General features: G+C 70.1%; 15 protein-coding genes and 1 tRNA gene. 4 read left to right on the top strand and 12 right to left on the bottom strand.

Annotated elements, in window-relative coordinates; translation table 11 throughout:
- Window positions 1-70: 70 nt before the first annotated feature.
- Window positions 71-1093 carry a hypothetical protein gene (locus QFZ29_RS10695; RefSeq protein ID WP_306894096.1) on the top strand — a complete coding sequence of 341 codons (1023 nt, stop codon included), beginning with the start codon at window positions 71-73 and terminating at the stop codon, window positions 1091-1093.
- Here QFZ29_RS10695 and QFZ29_RS10700 read toward each other — a convergent pair.
- From QFZ29_RS10700 to QFZ29_RS10725, 6 genes are all read right to left on the bottom strand, one after another.
- Entirely contained in the window at window positions 1088-1543 is a 456-nt protein-coding gene (locus QFZ29_RS10700) for a hypothetical protein (RefSeq protein ID WP_306894097.1), read from the bottom strand. The two genes, QFZ29_RS10695 and QFZ29_RS10700, sit on opposite strands and share 6 nt — an antisense overlap.
- An 84-nt stretch (window positions 1544-1627) precedes the next feature.
- Window positions 1628-2932 carry a hypothetical protein gene (locus QFZ29_RS10705; protein ID WP_306894098.1) on the bottom strand — a complete coding sequence of 435 codons (1305 nt, stop codon included), beginning with the start codon at window positions 2930-2932 and terminating at the stop codon, window positions 1628-1630.
- An 87-nt stretch (window positions 2933-3019) separates the two neighbouring features.
- Complete coding sequence (locus tag QFZ29_RS10710) at window positions 3020-3946, bottom strand: glycosyltransferase family 2 protein (protein ID WP_306894099.1); 927 nt, start codon at window positions 3944-3946, stop codon at window positions 3020-3022.
- Window positions 3933-4745 (bottom strand): CDP-alcohol phosphatidyltransferase family protein, encoded by an 813-nt coding sequence (locus QFZ29_RS10715; RefSeq protein ID WP_306894100.1) that lies wholly within the window; start codon window positions 4743-4745, stop codon window positions 3933-3935. The genes QFZ29_RS10710 and QFZ29_RS10715 overlap by 14 nt, the downstream gene beginning before the upstream one ends.
- A gap of 5 nt (window positions 4746-4750) precedes the next feature.
- Window positions 4751-5806 (bottom strand): glycosyltransferase family 2 protein, encoded by a 1056-nt coding sequence (locus QFZ29_RS10720; RefSeq protein WP_306894101.1) that lies wholly within the window; start codon window positions 5804-5806, stop codon window positions 4751-4753.
- A gap of 129 nt (window positions 5807-5935) precedes the next feature.
- The gene (locus QFZ29_RS10725) at window positions 5936-7564 is read right to left on the bottom strand and encodes a S1C family serine protease (RefSeq protein ID WP_306894102.1); all 1629 of its coding nucleotides are present in this window, start codon (window positions 7562-7564) and stop codon (window positions 5936-5938) included.
- 165 nt (window positions 7565-7729) lie between these two features.
- Here QFZ29_RS10725 and QFZ29_RS10730 point away from each other — a divergent pair, with 165 nt between their 5' ends.
- Complete coding sequence (locus QFZ29_RS10730) at window positions 7730-8947, top strand: aminotransferase class I/II-fold pyridoxal phosphate-dependent enzyme (RefSeq protein ID WP_306894103.1); 1218 nt, start codon at window positions 7730-7732, stop codon at window positions 8945-8947.
- Here the strand turns inward: QFZ29_RS10730 and QFZ29_RS10735 are convergent.
- A complete protein-coding gene (locus QFZ29_RS10735) occupies window positions 8934-9758 on the bottom strand; it encodes a carbon-nitrogen hydrolase family protein (RefSeq protein ID WP_306894104.1) in 825 nt (274 codons plus the stop codon). The genes QFZ29_RS10730 and QFZ29_RS10735 overlap by 14 nt on opposite strands.
- A 153-nt stretch (window positions 9759-9911) precedes the next feature.
- Window positions 9912-9985: transfer RNA gene (locus QFZ29_RS10740), tRNA-Met, on the bottom strand.
- Window positions 9986-10223: 238 nt separating this feature from the next.
- On the opposite strand from QFZ29_RS10740, the gene QFZ29_RS10745 reads away from it, so the two are divergent.
- The gene (locus tag QFZ29_RS10745) at window positions 10224-11582 is read left to right on the top strand and encodes a glycoside hydrolase family 18 protein (RefSeq protein ID WP_306894105.1); all 1359 of its coding nucleotides are present in this window, start codon (window positions 10224-10226) and stop codon (window positions 11580-11582) included.
- 63 nt (window positions 11583-11645) lie between these two features.
- Here the strand turns inward: QFZ29_RS10745 and QFZ29_RS10750 are convergent, their stop codons facing one another.
- Together QFZ29_RS10750 and QFZ29_RS10755 are read right to left on the bottom strand one after the other, a co-directional pair.
- Window positions 11646-14522 carry a UPF0182 family membrane protein gene (locus QFZ29_RS10750; protein WP_306894106.1) on the bottom strand — a complete coding sequence of 959 codons (2877 nt, stop codon included), beginning with the start codon at window positions 14520-14522 and terminating at the stop codon, window positions 11646-11648.
- A gap of 98 nt (window positions 14523-14620) precedes the next feature.
- Window positions 14621-15742, bottom strand: coding sequence for a YlbL family protein (locus tag QFZ29_RS10755; protein WP_306894107.1), 1122 nt, complete (start codon window positions 15740-15742; stop codon window positions 14621-14623).
- Between the two features lie 162 nt (window positions 15743-15904).
- On the opposite strand from QFZ29_RS10755, the gene QFZ29_RS10760 reads away from it, so the two are divergent.
- On the top strand, window positions 15905-17278 hold the full coding sequence (locus QFZ29_RS10760; protein WP_373426204.1) for a zinc-dependent metalloprotease: 1374 nt from the start codon (window positions 15905-15907) through the stop codon (window positions 17276-17278).
- 804 nt (window positions 17279-18082) lie between these two features.
- Here QFZ29_RS10760 and QFZ29_RS10765 read toward each other — a convergent pair.
- On the bottom strand, window positions 18083-19861 hold the full coding sequence (locus tag QFZ29_RS10765; RefSeq protein ID WP_306896692.1) for an ATP-dependent helicase: 1779 nt from the start codon (window positions 19859-19861) through the stop codon (window positions 18083-18085).
- The gene (nudC, locus tag QFZ29_RS10770) at window positions 19858-20799 is read right to left on the bottom strand and encodes an NAD(+) diphosphatase (protein ID WP_306894108.1); all 942 of its coding nucleotides are present in this window, start codon (window positions 20797-20799) and stop codon (window positions 19858-19860) included. The genes QFZ29_RS10765 and nudC overlap by 4 nt, the downstream gene beginning before the upstream one ends.
- Window positions 20800-20840 lie beyond the last annotated feature (41 nt).

Consider the following 20840-nt stretch of genomic DNA (forward strand, 5'->3'; position numbering starts at 1 on the left):
CGTGCACGAACCCGAACGGCGGCGCAACCCCCGCCATTCGCACGGGTCCGCCGCCTAAGATCGTCCCACTATGAGCGAACGCGTGCACAAGATCACTTCGCTGGGCGCGGATGTCCCGCGCGAAGGGCAGCCCGATTCAACGGCGCCGACCCGGCCGGCCGGCGACGTCGGACGCGCCCGCGGGTTCGAGCGCAGCATCGACGCCGTGCTCCACATCCAGCGTCCGATCGTCGTCGCGCACCTTCGGAGCATCCGCCGGAGATCCCCGAATGCGACACCCGAGCAGATCGTGCGCATCCTCGAGCGCCGCTACCTGGCCGCGGTCACGACCGGCGGCGCCGCGGTCGGCGCCACGGCGGTCGTCCCCGGCATCGGCACGGGTGTCACGCTCGCGCTGTCGGGTGTGGAGACCGCCGGATTCCTCGAGGCGACCGCGCTCTTCGCGCAGTCCGTCGCCGAGGTGCACGGCATCGCCGTCGAGAACCCCGACCGAGCGCGCGCCCTCGTGATGACGCTCATGCTCGGCCGCGAGGGCATCGACCTCGTGCGCCAGTTCGCGGGCCAGGCGACCGGGAAGGGAGCCGCGCGGAACGCCTACTGGGGAGAGCTCATCACCAACAGCATGCCGAAGGCGATCATGGGCGGCGTCGTCGACCGGCTCCGCACCAGATTCCTCAAGCAGTTCGCCGTGCGAGGCGGCGCCGGCATCATCGGCAAGGCGATTCCCTTCGGCATCGGGGCGGCGATCGGCGGGGTGGGCAACCACCTCCTCGGCCGCAAGGTGCTGCAGCAGTCGCGACTCGCGTTCGGCGCACCGCCACCGGTCATGCCGGTCGAGCTCGAGCCGGGCGAGCACACCTCGTTGGTGCGGTCCGCAGGGTCGGGGGTCACCAGAGCAGGCGCCGCAGTGGGCGGCTTCGCCGTCGGGACGAGCCGCGGCCTCCGCGCCGCGGCCGGGCGTGCCACGGCAGGGCGTGCGGCGCGGAGCCGCGGAAGGCGCGGCAAGGACGGCAAGATCGAGGACGTCGCGACTCCCGACGTCGCGACTCCAGGCCCGGTTACCCCGGACATCAGAGACGACGCTGCCTCATAACCCCCGCGAAGTCACTGCCAGGGCGCGCTCCCACGGCTCGGACGCTCGGCTGCTGAGGAACACGATGTATGCCTCGGCGCGTCGCTTGGAGCGGAGGTAATCACCAAACATCTTCATGTCCGTGTAGATATCGTCACCCCGCGGCGCGCGGTCGAGGACGCGGTCTGCAAAACGAATCCGATCGCGTGCGGCGCCGATGCGGTCGCCGAGATGAGCGGGCACGAGGAAGCCCGCGAGGATTGGCCGGAGATAACAGCTGCTGGCGACCCGGCACACTGCGGCGCCCGGCTCGAGGTCTCGCTCCAGAGCGACGAAGAGCGCCTCCTCCGATCCGAGCATCGACTCGCACGCGCCCTCAAGGTAGCCCTCGAGCGCCGCTCGCGCGGCCCGCGTAACGTGTATGCGTCGCCATCGTGCGGCCGTCGGAAAATCGGCGGTGCACGACGTCAAGAATGAAAGAGACGCTCGGTGTCGCGGTGTTCACGACAGCGATCTTCGCGCAACCCACCGACGTTGCTCGAGTGCGAGCTGCGGCTATGCGCCGAGCGCCTCGGCCTCGTCGTCGGCCTCTTCGGCCTCGACCTCGAACTCGTCGATCTCGGGCTCCCCGGCGTGGATGGCGGCGAAGCGCGCCCACTCGTCCATGAGGTGGTCGACGGCGTCGTGGAATCGCGCAGTCGTCGCCCCGGGGGTGGTGTCGCCGAAGTAGCGTTCGACCCAGACGCCGAGTCGTGCGAGTGCCCCCGCGTCGTGGGTGACCTCGTCGACGCGCGCGACCATCGCTTCGGCATCCGTCGCCTCGAGCCACTCGCAGGCCTGCAGGTACCCGCCCGTGTCGACCTGCGCCTCGGGATTGGCCGGGCGGGTGATCAGCAGGGGCTTGCCTGCCGCCAGCCGGTCGTAGACCATCGCCGAGATGTCGACGATCGCGACGTCGGGCGCGGCGAGCTGCCAGCCGAGCTCAGGACCGTTGTCGTAGATGTGGTGGGCGCTCGGGTCGGCGGCGTTGGCCGCGGCGAGCGCCGCGATGATCGCACGGTTGGCGGCCCCGTACTCGGCGTCGACGACTCCGGAGCGCGGATGGGGTCGATAGATCACCCGGTGCCGCCCCGTCGCGAGCAGGCCGCGCACGAGATCGACGCCGTGCGAGGCGATCGAGCCGTAGGCGGCGGCCCCGCGGTCGCCCTCCCACGTCGGGGCGTAGAGCACGACCTCGCGCCCATCGGACGGATACGGCAGCGGAGACCCGTCGAGGTAGTGATCGGCCTGCGGGCGGCCGATGGGGATGGCCCGCTTGTCGAAGTCGTAGTCCCACAGCACCTTCTCGAGCCGTGCCCGTGCGGCATCGCCCGCGATCAGCGCGTAGTCGTAGGCCTTGAACTGGTTCGTGGTCATGTACATCTTGTCGGACTCGCCGTGGTTGATGAACACATGCCAGCGGCGTCCGTAGCGCATCATCTGGAAGTTCTTCGCGTTCTGGTTCACGTAGAACACCACGTGGAGGTCTTGCTCGTGGATGACGTGCTCGAGGTCGACGACGCGGCGCACGTAGGCGACGGGCAGCGGCGCCTCGTCGAGCAACTGCAGGGCGGAACCCGAGGCGCGGCTGAGGATGAGCACCGGATGCCGCTTCGAGAGCTCGAGGAGCGGCTTGTACCACTGCCTCAGCTGGTAGAGGTTGACCCTGCCGTCGGCGAAGTAGACACCGACGCGGTAGTGGTGCGGTTCGAGCGGCGGGCGCTCGGCGAGCCGCTTCGCGAGCGTTCGCCGCGCACTCCGCGCCCACATGACGTCTTTCGCCAGCTTGATTGCGCGCCGCGCGTCTCTCATCAGTGCCACGGGTCCAAGGGTAGCGAGGGCCGACTGGACGGATGCCGCGAGCCCTCGTTCGCGGGGGTACCGAAAGGGGATCGTTACCGTGGCGGCTCAGACGAGCGGCGGGCGACCGGCGATCGTCATCCGCCAGACCGTGCGCCATGAGAGCGGACGGCGCTCCCCCGGATGCTCCCGCCAGCCGGCACGCCATCCCGCGAACCACGCCGAGAGCGCAGCAGGATTGCGCAGCCAGCGCAGCACCTGGATCGCGGTCCACGAGCCGACGTAGAGCGGCACGAGGATCGCCGGGAGGTTGCGACGGGCGAGCCAGACCCGGTTGCGGGCGTTCAGCCGGTAGTAGTAGGTGTGCCGGGCTGGGTCGATCACGGGGTGCGCCGCCTCGAGGTCGCCCGCGTACCACGCGATGTGGCCCGTGTCCCACACGCGCCAGGCGAGCTCGATGCCCTCGTGCGCGTAGAAGAACGGGTCGGCCCACCCGCCGGTCTGATCGAAGACGGCGCGCGGCAGCAGCACCGCTCCCTCCCAGCACGAGAAGACGTTGCCCGAGTGCGTGGGGTCGCCCTTGCGGATGCGCGGGATCCAGCGGCGTGGCGACACGAGACCGGTGGGGTCGACGACGCGCGGCTGGATGAGGCCGAGCTCGGGGCGCTCGGCGAGCATGCGGCATCCGTCTCGCAGGAAGCGAACGCTCGGCAGGAACGCGTCGTCGTCGAGAAAGAACAGCACCTCGCCCGAGATGAGCGGCACGCCGCGGTTGCGACCGGCCGGGATGCCGAGGTTCTCAGGCAGGTGCAGGGTCTTCACCCCGGCCGGCAACGGCGGCTCTGCCGAGGCGGGGTCCCACCCGTTGCCGACGCAGACGACATCGGTGACGACGCCCTCCTGGTCGAGGATGCTCCGGATGCCGCGCGCGAGGTCGTCGGGCCGGGTGCCTTGCGTGAGCACCACCACGCCGACGTGCGGCAGCGTCTGTGCCGCCGCGTTCGACCGCGCGTTCGCGCCGTCAGGAACGGACACGACGCGAGGCCATGATCGCCACGAAGTGCCCGAACACCGAGACGAAGGCAAGGGGCAGGAGCGCCGCGACGACGATGCGGTCGATGAGGGGCTCGCCGAAGACGAGGCCGACGAGCGCGGCGGCGAACGCGATGAGCGTGAGCTCGACCGAGTGGTAGAGGCGGTGGAACGGCAGGAAGCGCGCGGCCTTGCGGAGCTTGGCGATGAGCCCCCCGCGCGGCGCGGTCTCACCGGGGGTGTCGGCGAGCTTCGCGAGCCCCGCGTTCGCGCGTGCCACGTGCACCATGTCATTGAGCGCCTTGTTCAGCACGATGATGAGGGCGAGCACGGCGCCGACCGTGGTCCAGAGGAAGTCGGCGGGGAACTCGAGCGGGTATGCCGCCGCCCGGATGCCGAGCGCGATCGGGATGAGGGCCTCGGTCGTGTAGTGCCCGACCTTGTCGAGGAACACCCCGGCCGGCGACGACGTGCGACGCCAGCGCGCGACCTCGCCGTCGCAGCAGTCGACGAGCATCTGCAGCTGGCCGAGCACGACCGCGAGCAGTGCGCCCCAGATGCCCGGAATGAGCAGCGCGGCCGCGGTCGACCACCCGACCAGGATCATGAGTCCCGTCACGCCATTCGCCGAGATCGACGTCTTCAGGAGCAGCCAGGTGAGGTACGGCGAGAACTGACGGAGGTAGAGCGACGCCGTCCAGTGCTCGGCATTGCGGCGACTGCGCACCTCGGGCGGCTGGGTGACGGCGCGGAGCTCTGCGATGCTCGAGGGCCTGGCGGAACCCGATCTGGCTTGGGACATCCGCTTCACCTTCCCGTGTGCTTTGCGATGTTGCTCGTCAGCGAGAGATAGCCGAGCACGAAGCCGAGCCCCCACGAGACGTGGATGCAGGGCAACACTATGAGAAACCACGCGGCGGTGGCTGCGCCACGCCCGCGGGCGTAGGCGATCGTCGCGACGACGACGAAGAGCAGGTAGACGAGCGGCACGGCGAATCCGGCGAGCAGCCACGGCGCCCCGCCGGCGGAGGCCTGCACGATGCCGACGACGCCGACGACCAGTCCGAGGACGACGCCGAGCACCATGACCGGGGGCACGAAGTACCGGATGCCGTTGGCCGCTGGGAAACGACGCGCGAGCTCTCCACGCCAGAGGCCGGTCGAGAACATCTGGCGCCCGAGCCGCTCGAGGCTCGACCGGGGACGGTAGGTGACGCTGAGGCGGGGCGTGAACCAGACGGTGCCGCCCGTCTCGCGGAGGCGGCGATTCAGTTCCCAGTCCTGGCCGCGCTTGATGCCCTCGTCGAAGAGGCCGACGCGACGGAGCGCCGCGGTTCGGAAGACGCCGAGGTACACGGTCTCAGCGGGACCCTCGTGCCCTCCGACGTGCCATGGCGTGCCGCCGAGGCCGACCTTCGTGCCGTAGGCGATCGCGACCGCCCGCTCGAACGGCGTCTCGCCATGCGCGGCCATGATGCCGCCGACGTTGTCGGCTCCCGTGCGTTCGAGCACCTCGACGGCCACCCGGGCGTAGTCGACGGGCAGCATCGAGTGGGCGTCGACGCGTACGACGACAGGGTAGCGCGCGGCCCGGATGCCGATGTTCAGGCCTGCCGGGGTCGAGCCCACCTCGTTCTCGAGAACCCGCACGCGTTCGTCGCGCGAGGCGAGGTCGGCGACGAGCCCTGCCGTGCCGTCGATCGACGGGCCGAGTGCGATGAGCACCTCGACGGGGCCCTCGTAGTCTTGCGCGAGGATCGACTCCACCGCCGCCCGCACGTGCGATGCGTCGTTCAGCACCGGCATGACGTAGGAGACGCCGAGGAGCGGCGATGTCGCCGCCTCAGGGTGTTGCTCGGGCATGTTCCTCACTCGCGCTGGGGTCGATCGAGCCTAGCAGCAGCCCCCGCGGCGGGCTTCGCAGGGCACGCGTGCGGCGGGGCCGGACCCCGTGGGATCCGGCCCCGCCGCACGGCAGATCTGCCGCTCAGATCAGCCCTCGAACGTGCCGAGCGTGACCGACGCGGTGTGCGACTCGCCGCCCCGCAGGTAGGTGAGCTCGGCCTCGGCGCCGCCGGGCAGCGCCCGGACCTGCGCGGTGAGGTCGGTCTGGTCGGTGATCGGCACTCCGTTGAACTCGGTGACGACGTCGCCCGCCTCGAGGCCCGCGTTCGCTGCCGCGCCCCCCGAGCTCACCTCGGAGATGAGTGCGCCGACGGTGGTGCTCTCGGCGTCGCTCTCGGCGGCGGTCACGGTGGCGCCGAGCAGGCCGTGCGTGGCCGAGCCGTTCTCGATGATCTCCTTCGCGACGCGCTCGGCGAGGTTCGAAGGAACGGCGAACCCGACGCCGATGTTGCCGGCCTCGGTCTGTGCACCGCCGGCCGAGAGGATCGCGACGTTGACGCCGATGAGGTTGCCCTCGGAGTCGAGGAGCGCGCCGCCCGAGTTTCCGGGGTTGATGGCGGCATCCGTCTGGATGACCGGGATCGAGATCTGGCCCTGCTCCTGCTGCTGCGGCTGCTCGCCGCCTTCAGGAGCTTCGAAGTTCCAGAAGTCGAACGGGCTCTCGGAGCCGTCTTGGCCGCCGTCACCCTCGCCGCCATCGTCGGGCGTCGTCGGAGCAGCCGACGAGGCCACGTCGATGCTGCGATTGAGTGCGCTCACGATGCCGTTCGTCACGGTGCCCGCGAGGCCCATCGGAGCGCCGATCGCGATCGCCGTGTCGCCGACGTTGAGCTTGTCGGAGTCGGCGAACTTCAGCGGCGTGAGGTCTGAGGCATCCGCGAGCTTGATGACCGCGAGGTCGGACAGCGGATCGGTGCCCACGAGCTCGGCATCGAAGAGTCGCCCGTCGCTCGTCTTCACCTTGATCGCCGGGTCGGCGGTCGCGCCGTCGAGCGTGACCACGTGCGTGTTCGTGAGCACGAAGCCGTCGTCGGAGAGGATGATGCCCGAACCGGTGCCGCCGCCCTGGCCGCTCGAGACCGAGATGGTCACGACGCTCTCGCTCGCCTTCGCGGCGACCGCGGTGATCTGGTTGACCGAATCCGGGTCGTTCACGACGATGCTCTCGACACCGGCACTGTCGTTCGAGACCACGCCCTCGTTGTTCGAGATGAGGGCGGTGATGCCGGCGCCCGATGCGCCGCCGATGAGCGCGGCGGCCACGATTGCGGCGGCGACGCCGAGACCGACCCGACGCTGCTTCGGTGCCGCAGGAGCGCCCGTGGCGTTGGTGCCCTGCGCGGGCGCACCCGCGATCGGCATGGTGGGCTGGGTGTGCTGCGGATGCTGCGGGCCGCCGAACGCGGGCGGCACGTGGCCCGGCGCGTGCGCGCTGCCGGAGGGAGCGGTCGGCGCGCCGGGGGCGGCCGGCGAAGCGGGCGTGCCAGGCGAAGCGGGCGTGGCAGGCGAAGCGGGCGCTTGGGCTGAAGCTGAGCTCTCGTGGTGCGGCGCGCTGTACGGCTGGGGCTCCTGGCCGGGCTCGTAGACCGTGCCGGTGGCAGCCGGTGCGGTCGCGGGCTCGTGCTGCTCCGGTGCCGCGGACTCCGATGCAGCGGGGGTCTCAGGGACGTCGCCGTCGCGGGGCTCCCCCGTGGCGCCGTTGGTGGTGTCGGTCATGTCTGCTCCTTCCAAGCGCTGCCAGCCTCCCGCCGCAAGCTGTGTGCCAGATCGGCGGAGTCTGTGATCCTGCTATCGACGAGCAGTGATTCATCTCAACGCGGAGCGGCCTCAACGCTCGCCCTGCGACAGCGTACCGGCCCTACCCTGACGTACGGTGAGAGCGTGAGCGACTTCTCCCCCGCACCCGGTCTCCGTCCCTGGCAGCGCACCGCCGCCGGGGCAGGGCTGCTCGCCGCCGACGGCACGATCGCAGCCACGATCTTCGCCGAGATGAGCGCTCTCGCCGTGCGCACCGGCGCCATCAACCTCGGCCAGGGCTTCCCCGATGAAGACGGCCCGGCCGAAGTGCTCGACGCCGCCCGCCAGGCGATCAGCGACGGCGTGAACCAGTACCCGCCCGGCATCGGGGCTCCGGTGCTGCGCGAGGCGATCGCCGCGCACCAACGGCGCTTCTACGGCCTCGAGGTCGACGCGGCATCCGAGGTGCTCGTGACCGCCGGCGCGACCGAGGCGCTCGCCGCCACGATCCTCGCGCTCGTCGACACCGGTGACGAGGTCGTCACGTTCGAGCCGTACTACGACGCGTATGCGGCGCTCATCGCCCGGGCCGGAGGCGTGCATCGCACCGTGCCGCTGCGCTTCCCCGGCTGGAGGCCGGATCCCGAGGAGCTCCGGGCCGCGATCACCGACCGCACGCGTCTCATCGTCGTCAACTCCCCGCACAACCCGACCGGCACCGTGCTCGACGCCGATACCCTCGCGCTCGTCGTCGAGCTCGCCACGCGGCACGACGCGATCATCGTGACCGACGAGGTCTACGAGCACCTCACGTTCGGCGCGGCGCACACGCCCATCGCGACACTGCCCGGTGCACGCGAGCGCACCGTCTCGATCTCATCGGGTGGCAAGACGTTCAGCACCACGGGCTGGAAGATCGGCTGGCTCACCGCGCCGGCCTCGCTCGTCACGAGCGTGCTCGCCGTGAAGCAGTACCTCACCTTCGTGAACGGCGCGCCATTCCAGCCGGCGATCGCCGTCGGCCTCGGCCTGCCCGATTCGTCATTCACGGATGCCGCCGCAGCCCTGCGCGGCAAGCGCGACGTGCTCGCCGCCGGCCTCAGCGCCGCCGGTTTCGACGTGTCGCTCCCAGAGGCCGGCTACTTCATCGTCGCGGATGCCGCGCAGCTCGGGCACGACGACGGCGCAGCGCTCTGCCGGCAGCTGCCGGAGCTGGCCGGAGTCGTCGGCGTGCCGGTGTCGGCGTTCGTGCACCCCGACCGCCAGGGCGCGTACCGCAGCCTCGTGCGGTTCGCATTCTGCAAGCGACTCGACGTGCTCGAGGAGGCGTCGGCCCGGCTCGCGGCGCTCAGCGCGGGCTGACGCCGAATCGGCGCAGCTCGAGCGCCGGATTGATGCGTCGCACGGCGTCGATGCGCTCACGCGAAACCCAGGCGATCGCGACATCCGTCGCCTCGCCGATCGTCGCGAGCTCGACGCCCATGGGGTCGACGATCATGCTGTTGCCTGCACCGATGGGCGGCGCGTGGTCGGCCGCGGCGACGTACATCGTGTTCTCGAGCGCGCGTGCCGTGGCGAGCAGGCGCCAGTGCGCCTCCTTCAGCGGCCCGCGCACCCACTCGGCGGGCATGCACACGACGTCGGCGCCCGCGTCGACGATGCGACGGGTGACCTCGGGGAAGCGCGCGTCGTAGCACGTCTGCAGGCCGAAGCGGAGGCCGCCCGCCTCGAAGAGCTCGGGTGCGCCGATGTCGCCCGGAGCGACCCAGTCGGACTCCCGCTGCCCGAAGGCGTCGTAGAGGTGGAGCTTGCGATAGCGCGCGACGACGCCGGCGCCGGGAGCGACGGCCACCACGGTGTTGGCGACGCGGCGCTCACCCTCGAGGCGCTCGATCATGCCGGCGACGAGATGCACGCCGAGCCGGTCGGCGAGCACCGTGAGCGCTTGCGTGAACGGGCCGCCGACGGGCTCGGATGCCTCGAGCCACTCCTCGCCCGCCTCGGGCGTGAAGTAGCTCGAATACTCGGGGAAGACGACGAGCCCGGCGCCACGGGATGCCGCGAGCTCGGCAAGCCGCGCGATCTCCGCGCGATTCGCAGCGGCGTCTGCTCCGGGCGCGAACTGCGCGACGGCGATCGCGAATGCGGAGCTCGGGGAGGTCGCTTCGGCCATGTCGAAAGCGTAGTCGCGTCGGGCGCGCGGCGGTGCGGCATCCGCTCTCGGCGCGGTGAGGCTCGCCTGGGAACGGCCGTGAGGCTCGCTCCGGGGACCGCCCGGAAATGCAGAAGATCCCGGCCTCAGAACGAGACCGGGATCTTCTTTCGGTTGCGGGGGCAGGATTTGAACCTACGACCTCTGGGTTATGAGCCCAGCGAGCTACCGAACTGCTCCACCCCGCGGCACAAGAGATAACACTAGCATGCGTCTCGGCCACCGTCGAATCGAGGCCGCGGTCGCCTGCGGCACTCCGCACATCGCACCACAACGGACTGTTGATTTCAGCCATCCGCACCGGAATCGGTTGTCGGAAGCCCCCACTTTGTTAGGAACCCTTCCCAACTCGCTCGCTCGTTGGTACTGTCCCCGAGACCGCTCCACTTCGTCGGGTGCCTGCCCGACACGACCGATAAGGATTCCATGCCACCACGCGTCCGCACGCTCCGCCGGGCCTCGATCACGCTGGCCACCGCCACCGCGATCGCCGCCTCTGCGATCGCCTCCCCCGCCTTCGCCGCACCCGGCGGGTCGAAACCGCCGCCCATCGTGGGCTCGGCCGACATCAACGGATATCGCAGCGTCGGCTATCTCATGTCCGACGCCCCCGTCACTCGCGACTACCAGATCGAGGACCTCTTCGACACGGGCGCGATCCGCGACATCACGCACGTGAACTACGCCTTCGGCAACGTCACGGCCGATCTCCGCTGCGATATCCTCGACGCCGCCGGCGAGGGAGATGCGCACAACGACTTCCTCCGGCTCGTCTCGGCAGCCGATTCCGTCGACGGGAAGAAGGACAAGCCGGCGCAAGCGCTCGCCGGCAACTTCAACCAGCTGCGCAAGCTCAAGGAGCGCAGCCCCGAGACGAAGGTGCTGATCTCGCTCGGCGGCTGGACCTGGTCCGACAACTTCTCGGCGGCGGCTGCGACACCCGAGAGTCGCACCGCCCTCGTCTCGTCGTGCATCGATCTGTACCTGAAGGGCAACCTGCCCGTGATCGACGGCAAGGGCGGCCCTGGCGCGGCGGCCGGCATCTTCGACGGCATCGACGTGGATTGGGAGTGGCCAGTCACGGGAGGCGAGACGGCCAACGCGACCCCGGCCGACAACGAGAACTTCCTCGCCCTCATGGAGGAGTTCCGTACGCAGCTCGACGCCTACGGCGCGGTGACCGGCGAGGACTACCTGCTCACGGCCTTCGCCCCCGCCGGCGGATGGAACGCCGGGCAGGGCGGATGGCTCGATCCCCGGCTGTTCACGGCCGTCGACTTCCTCAACGTGCAGGGCTACGACTTCCACGGCGGCTGGGTGCCGAACCTGACGGGACACCAAGGCAACCTGCATCCCGACGGCACGCAGAACTGGGGCCTCGGCCTCGACGGCGCGGTCGGCATGTACGTGAACGCCGGCGCTCGTCCCGACCAGCTGAACGCCGGCCTCGCGGCCTATGGACACGGCTGGAGCGGCGTCACGAACGGAGCCGAGGCATGGCAGCCCGCTGCAGGATCGATCGGCACGAAGCCGTACTTCGAGATTCGCGACGTCGGCGACGCGTTCTTCGATGCCGAGGTCGGGGCCGCGTGGCGCTACGACGCCGCGACCGGCGACTGGTGGAGCCTCGACGACCCGTCGTCGGTCACGGCGAAGGCGGACTGGCTCACGAGCGAAGGATACGGCGGCGCCATGTGGTGGGATCTCTCGGGCGACTACCGCAACGAACTCGGCGGAACACTCGGCGGGGCCTTGCGCGCTGCCGAGTCCGGACCGCTGGACTGAACAGTGCCAGCCGAGGCCGATGGGCTTTCCCACCGGCCTCGGCTGGCGCTCAGCCCGCTCACCTCACTCGGTGGTCGTCGACGTCGCCGTCGTCAATTCGATCAGGTTCGCGATGATCTCGGCGAGCCGCTCATCGGCCACGCCGTAGGCGGCCCAGTCGCCCTCGGTCAGCGCGGCATCCTTCTCCTTCAGTACCTGCGATGCCTCATTCAGAAGCGCCTGTACCTCGTCGGTCGGCGTCTCGGGCGTCGTGGGAGCGCCCTCCTCAGGCGGGGTCGTCGGCTCGGTGCCCGGCTCGACCTCGTTGTCACCCGCTTCGGCGCCGGACTCGCCGCCGAACAGCACGTCGAGCGCGAGGTCGAGGGTGTCCTCGAAGGCGATGTGGTCGCCGAACGCCACGAGCACCTTCTGCAGCAGCGGGTAGCTCGTCTCTCCGGTGGACTTCACGTACACCGGTTGCACATACAGCAGACCGCCGCCGACAGGCACCGTGAGCAGGTTGCCGTTGATGACCTCGGACTGGCCCTGCTTCAGGATGTTCAGCTGCGCCGAGATGCTCGGATCACCGTTGAACTTGTTCTGCACCTGGCCGGGACCGGGCACGTTGTCGTCTTCGGGCAACGTCAGCAACCGAAGCGTGCCGTAGCCGTCGGAGGGCTCACCATCGGAATTGCCCGCGTCGGCGTCGACGGCGAGATACCCGCGCAGCACGTTCCGGCTCGCCTCGCCCCGCGCTTCGGGGATGAACGACGAGTACAGCGAGTACGACGGGTCGTCTTGACCGGGCATCTGCATCGTGAGGTAGTAGGGCGGCTGCAGCAGCGTGCTGCCGGCGCCCGCCGTCGGGTCCTTCGGGGTGGTCCACGCGTCTTCACGCGAGTAGAACGCGCTCGCGTCGGTCACGTGGTAACGGCCGAGCACCGCTCGCTGCACCTTGAACAGGTCGGACGGGTACCGCACGTGGCTCATGAGCTCCCCCGACATCTCGCTCATCGGCTGGAGCGTCGTGGGGAAGATCTTCTGCCACGTCTGGAGGATGGGGTCTTCCTCGTCCCACGCGTAGAGCGTGACCTTGCCGTCGTAGGCGTCGACGGTGGCCTTCACCGAGTTGCGGATGTAGTTCACCTCGTCGAACGCGAGCGTCGGCGCGAGGCCCTCGCTGTCGGCGATGGCATCGCTCATGCTCTGCTTGTTCGAGTACGGGTACTGGTCGGTGAGCGTGTAGCCGTCGACGATCCAGACGATGCGCCCGTCGACGACCGACGGGTACGCATCGGAATCGAGCGTGAGGTACGGCGCGACCTTCTGCACGCGCTCGATCGGGTCGCGGTCGTAGAGGATCTGGGACTCGTTCGTGACGACGTCGGAGAGGAAGATCTGCTCCGACTGGAACTTCAGGGCGTAGACGAGCTTGGTGAACACGTTGTCGAGCTTCGGGCCGCCGTCGCCCTTGAACGTGGTCTGGGTCTGCCCGCCGTCGCCGGCCGCGGGGTAGTCGAGCTCCACCGGGTCGTCGCCCTCGGGAGCGCCGACGATCGAGTAGTCGGGCGACTCCTCGCCGAAGTAGACGCGCGGCTCGAATTCGCCGAGATCACCCGTCGACGGGATGCCCGACTGCATGAAGACGGGCTGGCCGTCGACCGAGCGCTGGTTGCCCGCCGCGGCGACGAGGCCGTAGCCGTGCGTGTAGACGAGGTGCGTGTTGAACCAGGTCTGGGCATCGCCGAGGCCGGCGAGGTTGAGGTCGCGAACGGCGACGACCGTGTCTTGCGTCGCGCCGTCGATCTCGTAGCGGTCGACATCGAGGGCGTCGGGGAACTGATAGTACTGGCGGAACTGCTCGAGTTGCGCGAAGGCGTCGCTGATCTGCAGCGGGTCCATGAGGCGGATGTTCGCCGTGGTCTCGGCGTCTTCACGCAAGGCGCCCGGTGTGGCGTCGGTCGTCGCCTTGTAGGGGATCTGTTCGATGTCGGAGACACCGTAGGCATCTCGAGTGAGGTCGATGCTGCGCTGGATGTAGGGCGCCTCGAGCGTGCGGGCGCTCGGGTCGACCTGGAAGCGCTGCACCACCCAGGGATAGAGCGAGCCGATGAGGATGCTCGACACGATGAGGAGCGCCGTTCCGATGAGCGGGAGGCGCCAGCGGCCGATGGCCGCCGTGATGAAGAACAGCACCGCGACGACCGCGGCGATGGCCGCGAGGATGCCGCGGCCGGGGATCGTGGCGTTCACGTCGGTGTACGCCGCGCCCGTGATGAGCTCACCGGTCTCGGTCACCGTCGCGTACTGGTCGAACCAGATGCTGACGGCCTGGAGGAGCAGGTAGATGCCCGCCGTGATCGCGATCTGCACTCTCGCCGACTTCGAGATGACGACCTCTCGCCCGCTCACCCGGATGGCGCCGTACAGGTAGTTCGTGGCGATCACGAGCAGTACCGAGAGGAGCACCACGGCCGAGGCGAAGCCGACGATCGAACGGTAGTAGGGCAGCTCGAAGACGAAGAATCCCACGTCGAAGCCGAACTGGGGATCGGTGGTGCCGAACGGCGTGCGGTTCAGGAAGGTGAGGGTGAGCTCCCACCGGCTCGAGACCGAGACGCCCGCGAACACGCCGAGCACGACCGGGATGCCGAACATGGCGAGCCGACGCAGCGGCTCGAAGACCTCCTGGTAGCGGTCGAGCTGCGAATTGAGCTTCGCGTAGACCGGTCGCGAGCGATAGGCGATCTGGATCGACGCCCACACGGGCAGCGCCATGGCGACGAAGCCGACGACGAAGAGCACGATGCGCGAGATCCACTCGGTGGTGAGCACCGGCAGGAAGCCGAGCTGGTTGAACCACAGGACGTCGGCGTAGAGGCCGGCGAAGACGAAGAATGCGATGACGAGGGCTGCGACCACCCCGATCGTGATCGCGATCGGCGCGCGGCGGCGCGGCATCCTCGGTTCTTGCGACTGTGCTGACACTCTCGGCCTCGTGTTCGGTCGGGATGGGATCGAGATTCCATCCTACGGTTGGTTCGCTTGGAGCCGGCTGTTCAGCCAGCCGTGCAGGAGGGGTAGGAGCCGGTCACCGCCCCGTCGGCGAGATCCTCCACCACGGTGCGGGCCTCTTCGAGGGTCGAGACGGCGAAGACCTCGAGGCCGTCGGGCACGTGCCCGACCACTTCGCCGCAATTCGCCTCTGGTGCGAGGAACCAGTCGGCACCGGCATCCGAGGCGCCCCAGAGCTTCTGGCGGATGCCGCCGATGGGCCCGACCTCGCCCGCGGAGTCGATCGTGCCGGTTCCCGCCACGTTCTCGCCGCCCGTCATCGCGCCGGGAGTGAGCTTGTCGACGACGCCGAGCGCGAACATCATTCCGGCGCTCGGTCCGCCGACGTTGTCGAGCTGGAGTTCGACGTCGATCGGGAACTCGTAGCGCATTCGCACCCCGACGCCGATCACGCTCGTGCCACCTCGGTCGACGGGGGTGACCTCGACGGCCTGCTCGACGCCGTCGCGGACGATCACGAGCGACGCCGCGGCATCCGTCCCGTTCTCCTGCACCGCCCCGCGCAGCTCATCGACCGAATGCACGGCCTGGCCGTTCACCGAGACGATCACGTCGCCCTCGGCGATGGCGCCGTCGGCGGGCGAGTCGTCGAGCAGCCCCGCGACGGTCACGTCTCGAGGGAAGTCGTAGCCGAGTTCGACGAGCGCCGCGGCGATGGCGTCTTGCTGCGAGTCGACCATCGCCGCCTCGTTCTGGGCGTCGCGATCCTCATTGCTCACGCCGGCCGGGAAGACCGTCTCCACCGGCACGACCGAGCGGGTGCGATCCATCCACGCGGCGAGCACCTCGAGCCAGTTCGGAGTCTGACCCGGGAGTCCGATCACCGAGACCGTGAGCAGGTTGAGCTCGCCGTCGGTCGGATAGGTGCGCTCGTCGGGGATCTCGATGAGCGGCACCGCCTCACCGTCGCGGTCTGCGGTGCCGAGCGTGTCATAGACCGGCCCGGGGCGTTCGATGACGTAGGGCGTCGGCAGCAGCGCGAACACCACCGCGACGGCCGTGGCGATCGTGAGCGACGCCCAGCCGATGCGCTCGCGCAACGGGCGGCGCTCGTACCGTGCCGACGACGGAGCATGCGGTGACGGCTCGTCGGCGAAGAGGGCCATCCGTGTTCGTTCCTTCCGGGGTGTCGTCGCCGGTGTGCGGGCCCGTGGCCCGGCGCTGTTCGCGAAGGGCGGACACCCGGAACGCCAGCCTAGGCCATTTCCCAGACATCGGGCCATGCGCTCGCGTTACGGTTGACGAGACGCGACTGGGAGGTGGCTGCAGTGGCCGATCGAGACGATGAGCCTGGCGACCTGAACCCCGAAGACGAGTTCCGGGAGATGCTCCGCGAGCTGCTCTCGGGCGCGGGCGGCATCGATCCGTCGCGGCTCGCGGGGGCAGCCGGCCTGCCGAGCGATCCGGCGAGCATTGCTGCGCTGTTCGGTCAGTTGCAGCAGGCGATGAACCAGGCCGGCGATGGCATCGACTGGAGCATCGCGCAACGCCAGGGCGAGGAGCGAGCAGCATCCGGCCAGCTTCAGGTCACCGACCAGGAGCGCGCCCGACTCGACCAGGCGTTCCAGGTGGCCTCGCTCTGGCTCGATGAGGCGGTCTCGTTCTCGGCGCTGGCCGGCACCCCCGAACTGCTCACGCGACGCGCGTGGGTGGCCGCGACGATCGCGATCTGGTCGCAACTGGCCGAACCCGTCGCCCTCAGCATCTCCGACTCCCTCACGAGAGTCATGAGCGAGCAGGCTCCCGAAGAGCTGCAATCGATGATCCAGGGCGCGAGCCGGATGATGCGGGGCATCGGCGGCGCGCTCTTCGCGATGCAGCTCGGCCAGGTGGTCGGCCAGCTCGCCACCGAGGTCGTCTCGGGCGGCGACATCGGCATTCCCCTGCTCGAAGACGGTCACGCCGCGATCCTGCCGCAGAATGCCGCCGTGTTCGGCGAGGGACTCGATATCCCCAACGACCAGGTCGAGCTCTACCTCGCGGTGCGCGAGCTCGCGCATGCGCGACTCTTCCGGCACGCGAGATGGCTGCGCCTGCACCTCATCACCGCGATCACCGCGTTCGCACGCGGCATCGACATCGACACCGATCGGCTCGAAGAGCTCGCCGAGGGCTTCGATCCTTCGAACCCCGAAGAGCTGCGCAACGCCGTCGTGAACGGCGCACTGATCCGCCCGAAGAGCGAGGCCCAGCAGGCGGCGCTCGCCCGGCTCGAGACCATGCTCGCCCTCGTCGAGGGCTGGGTCGACGCGGCCACGGCCGCTGCCACCGAGCGACTGCCGAAGTCCGACGCGATCGCCGAGTCGATCCGCCGCCGGCGAGCGTCGGGCGGCCCGGCCGAATCCGCGTTCGCAACACTCGTCGGACTCGAGTTGCGGCCGCGGCGGTTGCGCGAGGCGACCGCGATGTGGCGTGCCGTCACCGACGCCGTCGGCGTCGACGCGCGCGATGCGCTCTGGTCGCATCCCGACCTGCTGCCGACGGCCGCCGACCTCGACGACCCGAGCGCCCTCGTCGCTCGACTCACGGGCGCCGATTCCCGCACCGAAGCCGACGACGAATTCGACCAGGCACTCGAGCAGTTGCTGCGCGGCGAGACCCCCGCGGCCCCCGGCGAAGACGGCGAGGAGCCGGCTCCCTAAGCGGCGAACGCCGCCGCGTCACGGGGCCCTGTGGACGGATGCCGCCGCCTCCGAGGCACTTGGGGCAAGCTCTCCGCATGGTCCCCCGCATCGACCCGGCCCTCCCGCTCGTGTGGCGCTCACCCAACGAACTGCAATTCGGTGCGCTGGCGCCCCGAGTCGTGCTGCGCGATCCTGGCGAGCTCGAGACCGGCCTGATCGCGGCCCTCCGCCACGGCGCACGCCTCTCGACGCTCCAGACGATGGGAGCCGGCCTCGGCGGCTCAGCCGCCGACATCGCCCGGCTGCTCGACGTGCTCGCCCCCATATTCGAACCAGAGGCCGCAGCGGATGACGCGGCATCCGTCGACCGATCGCATCGGGCCGTGATCGCGGTCGATGCCGACGGCCTCGTGGCGCAGCTCCTCGAGTCGAGCCTCACGGCGCTCGGCCACGACGTGACGCCGGTCGACGAGGCCGACCCAGAGCACGTCGACCTCGTGGTGATCGCGGCCGCCTGGGTGATCCCGCCGCCGCGCTACCTGCCCTGGCTTCGCAGCGACGTGCCGCACCTCGCCCTCGTCTTCGACGAGTCGGGCGCGCGAGTAGGCCCGCTCGTCGAACCGGGCAGCGGGCCGTGCATGCGCTGCCTCGACCTCTCGCGGCGCGACGCCGACGCTGCCTGGCCGGTGATCGGCGCACAGCTCGCCGGGCGAGCGGCGGCGGGCCTCACCGCTCGTGTCGCCCACGATGCTGCGGCGCTCGCGGCGTCGGTCATCGACGATCGCATCTCGCGAGGCACCACCGATCTCGCTGCCGCGTCGATCACCCTGCCGAGGCCCGGCGACGAGCCGCGGCACCAGCAGCATCCCCCGCACCCCGCGTGCGGTTGCCGAGCTCCTGGAGGAAACGCGACGGCTCCCGTTCCCCTCGATGCGTTCCGCTCTGGCGCGGCCAGCTCAGTTCGAGCCGGCGCCGTGCCCGCGTGATCCCGACGTAGAGCAGGCGGCGCTCCTCGTCGATGGCGTCGAACCCCTTCGCGTAGGCGATCGGCAGCATGCCCTCGGTGAGGCCGACGATGAAGACGTCGTCCCACTCGAGGCCTTTCGCCGAGTGCAGGGTCGCCAGGGTGACGGCCGACACGGTCGGCTCGTGCTGCGCCTCGGCGCGAGCGCGGAGCTCATCGGCGAACGCACGGAACGTCGTGCCCGCCGGGGCGTCGTCGACGAGTCGCGCGATCGCGTTGAGGGACTCCCATCGGGCTCGCACGGCACCCGGTCCGTCGGGCGGCTGCACCGTCCACCCCATCGAGCGGAGCACGTCGCTCACCGACTTGAACAGGGGCTCGCCCGCGATCGTGAGCGCCGCCGCGCGCAATGCGTGCACCGCCTCCCGAACCTCGGGCTGGTCGAAGAACCGCGACGCGCCGCGCACCCGCGAGCCGACGCCCACCTCTTCGAGTGCTCGCTCGAGAATCGCCGATTGGGAGTTCACGCGCATGAGCACCGCGATGGACTCGGGTGGGGTGCCCGCGTCGATGCGCGAACGGATGCGAGTGGCGACGCCTCGGGCCTCGGTGAGCTCGTCGGCGTAGGCGGTGACCATGGGCTCGGCGAGCGGGGCGATCGGCGCGGCATCCGATTCGCCTCCACTCGGCCGGTCGGCGACGGCCTCGAGCCGGAGGGCGCCCGCCCGGCCGCGCATCAAGCGGTTGGCGACGCCGACGATCTGGCGCGTCGATCGGTAGTTGCGTTCGAGCCGAACGACGATCGCATCGTCGAATCGACGCTCGAAGTCGAGCAGGTATTGCGAGCTCGCCCCCGCGAACGAGTAGATCGTCTGGCTCGCGTCGCCGACGACGCACAGGTCGCGCCGGCCGCCGAGCCAGAGCTCGAGCAATTGCTGCTGGGCCGGCGAGACGTCCTGGTACTCGTCGACGACGAAGTGCCGGTAGCTCTCCCGCACGTGCATGGCGACGGATGCCTCGGACTCGATCATGCCGGCCGTCGCGAGCAGCACGTCTTCGAAGTCGAGCATGCGCCGCTCGTCCTTCAGGTCTTCGTACGCCTGCACGAGCGCGAGGAACTGCTCGGCGCTCAGGGCTCCCGGCGCACCGCGAGTGGCGAGGCGCGCCTCGTAGGCGTCGGGGCCGAGGGCAGCCACCTTGCGCCATTCGATCTCAGCGGCGACATCCCGCAACGTCGGCACGTCGACCCTGAGTCGCAGCTTCTCGGCCGCCTGGCCGAGCAACCGCCCCTTGTACTCGAGCACGCGCGGCGCCTGCCCGCCGACGACGAGCGGCCAGAAGTGATTCATCTGGGCGAGCGCCGCGGCGTGGAACGTGCGCGCCTGCACGGCACCCGCGCCGAGCGCACGCAAGCGCGCGCGGAGTTCGGCGGCCGCTCGCGACGTGAACGTGAGCGCCATGACCCGGGCGGGGTCGTAGGCGCCCGACGACACGCCGTACGCGATGCGGTGCGTGATGGCTCGGGTCTTGCCGGTGCCGGCACCGGCGAGCACGCACACTGGACCGAGCAACGCCTCGGCCGCGACGCGCTGTTCATCGTCGAGGGCGTCGAGCAACGGGTCGGATGGCGCGGTCATCGCGTCGACCACGGCAGGCCCTCGTCGATCGGGCCGCCGAACCACCGCTCGAGCAGCCACCGGGCGATCGACGTCTCGCCGGGAAGGGCGATCTCGCCGAGCGAGGCGACGAGCTCGTCGCGACTGAACCAGCGGAGTTCGATGATCTCCTCGCCGTCGGCCATCGCCGACGCAGCGGGAGTTCCATCGGCGACTCGCGCGGTGAAGCCGAGCATGAGGCTCGCCGGGAACGGCCAGGGCTGCGACGCGACGTATTCGACGCGGTCGACGAGCACGCCGGCCTCCTCGCCGATCTCACGCACGACCGCGGCTTCGAGCGACTCTCCGGGTTCGACAAAGCCGGCGAGCAGCGAGAAGCGGTGCTGTTCCCAGAGTGCGTTCGACCCGAGGAGCACGCGATCGTCGTCATCGACGACGAGCACGATGACCGCGGGGTCGGTGCGCGGGAACAGCAGGTTGCCCTCGTTCTCGCAGCGTCGCGACCAGCCCGCCTGCACCGGTACGGTCGTCGCGCCGCATCGCGGGCAGTGCGCGTGCCCCTCGTGCCACGTCGCCATCGCCACCGCCTCGGTGATGAGCGCGGCATCGCGGCCGCCGAGCACGGGCACGGCCTGCCGGAGGCCCGACCAGCGTGCCTCTTCGGGTTCGATCAGGGCCGCGGCAGCCTCGTCGAACACCCGCACCTCGAACATGACGTCATCGGCGCGGCCGAGGTAGCAGCGCAGCGTCGGCTCGGGAAGTTCACTCGGATGCCGGAGCTCCAGCGCCGGGGCCGAACCCTCGATGCGCTCGGCGAGAAGCGCCCGCCCGAGCCGCACTGCCACGACGCGGGAGGCCGGATCGGCATCGAATCGCGCCTCGAAGTCGGGGTCGGCGCGGGTCCTGCCATCACGATCGATCGGCGCGCGGGCCAGTGGCGGGGACGTGGAAACGGTCACGGACCACCTCTCGCTGCTCGGTCGGAGTCGGCCGGAAGGCG

The organism is Agromyces albus, assembly GCF_030815405.1.
Classification (GTDB): Bacteria; Actinomycetota; Actinomycetes; order Actinomycetales; family Microbacteriaceae; genus Agromyces; species Agromyces albus_A.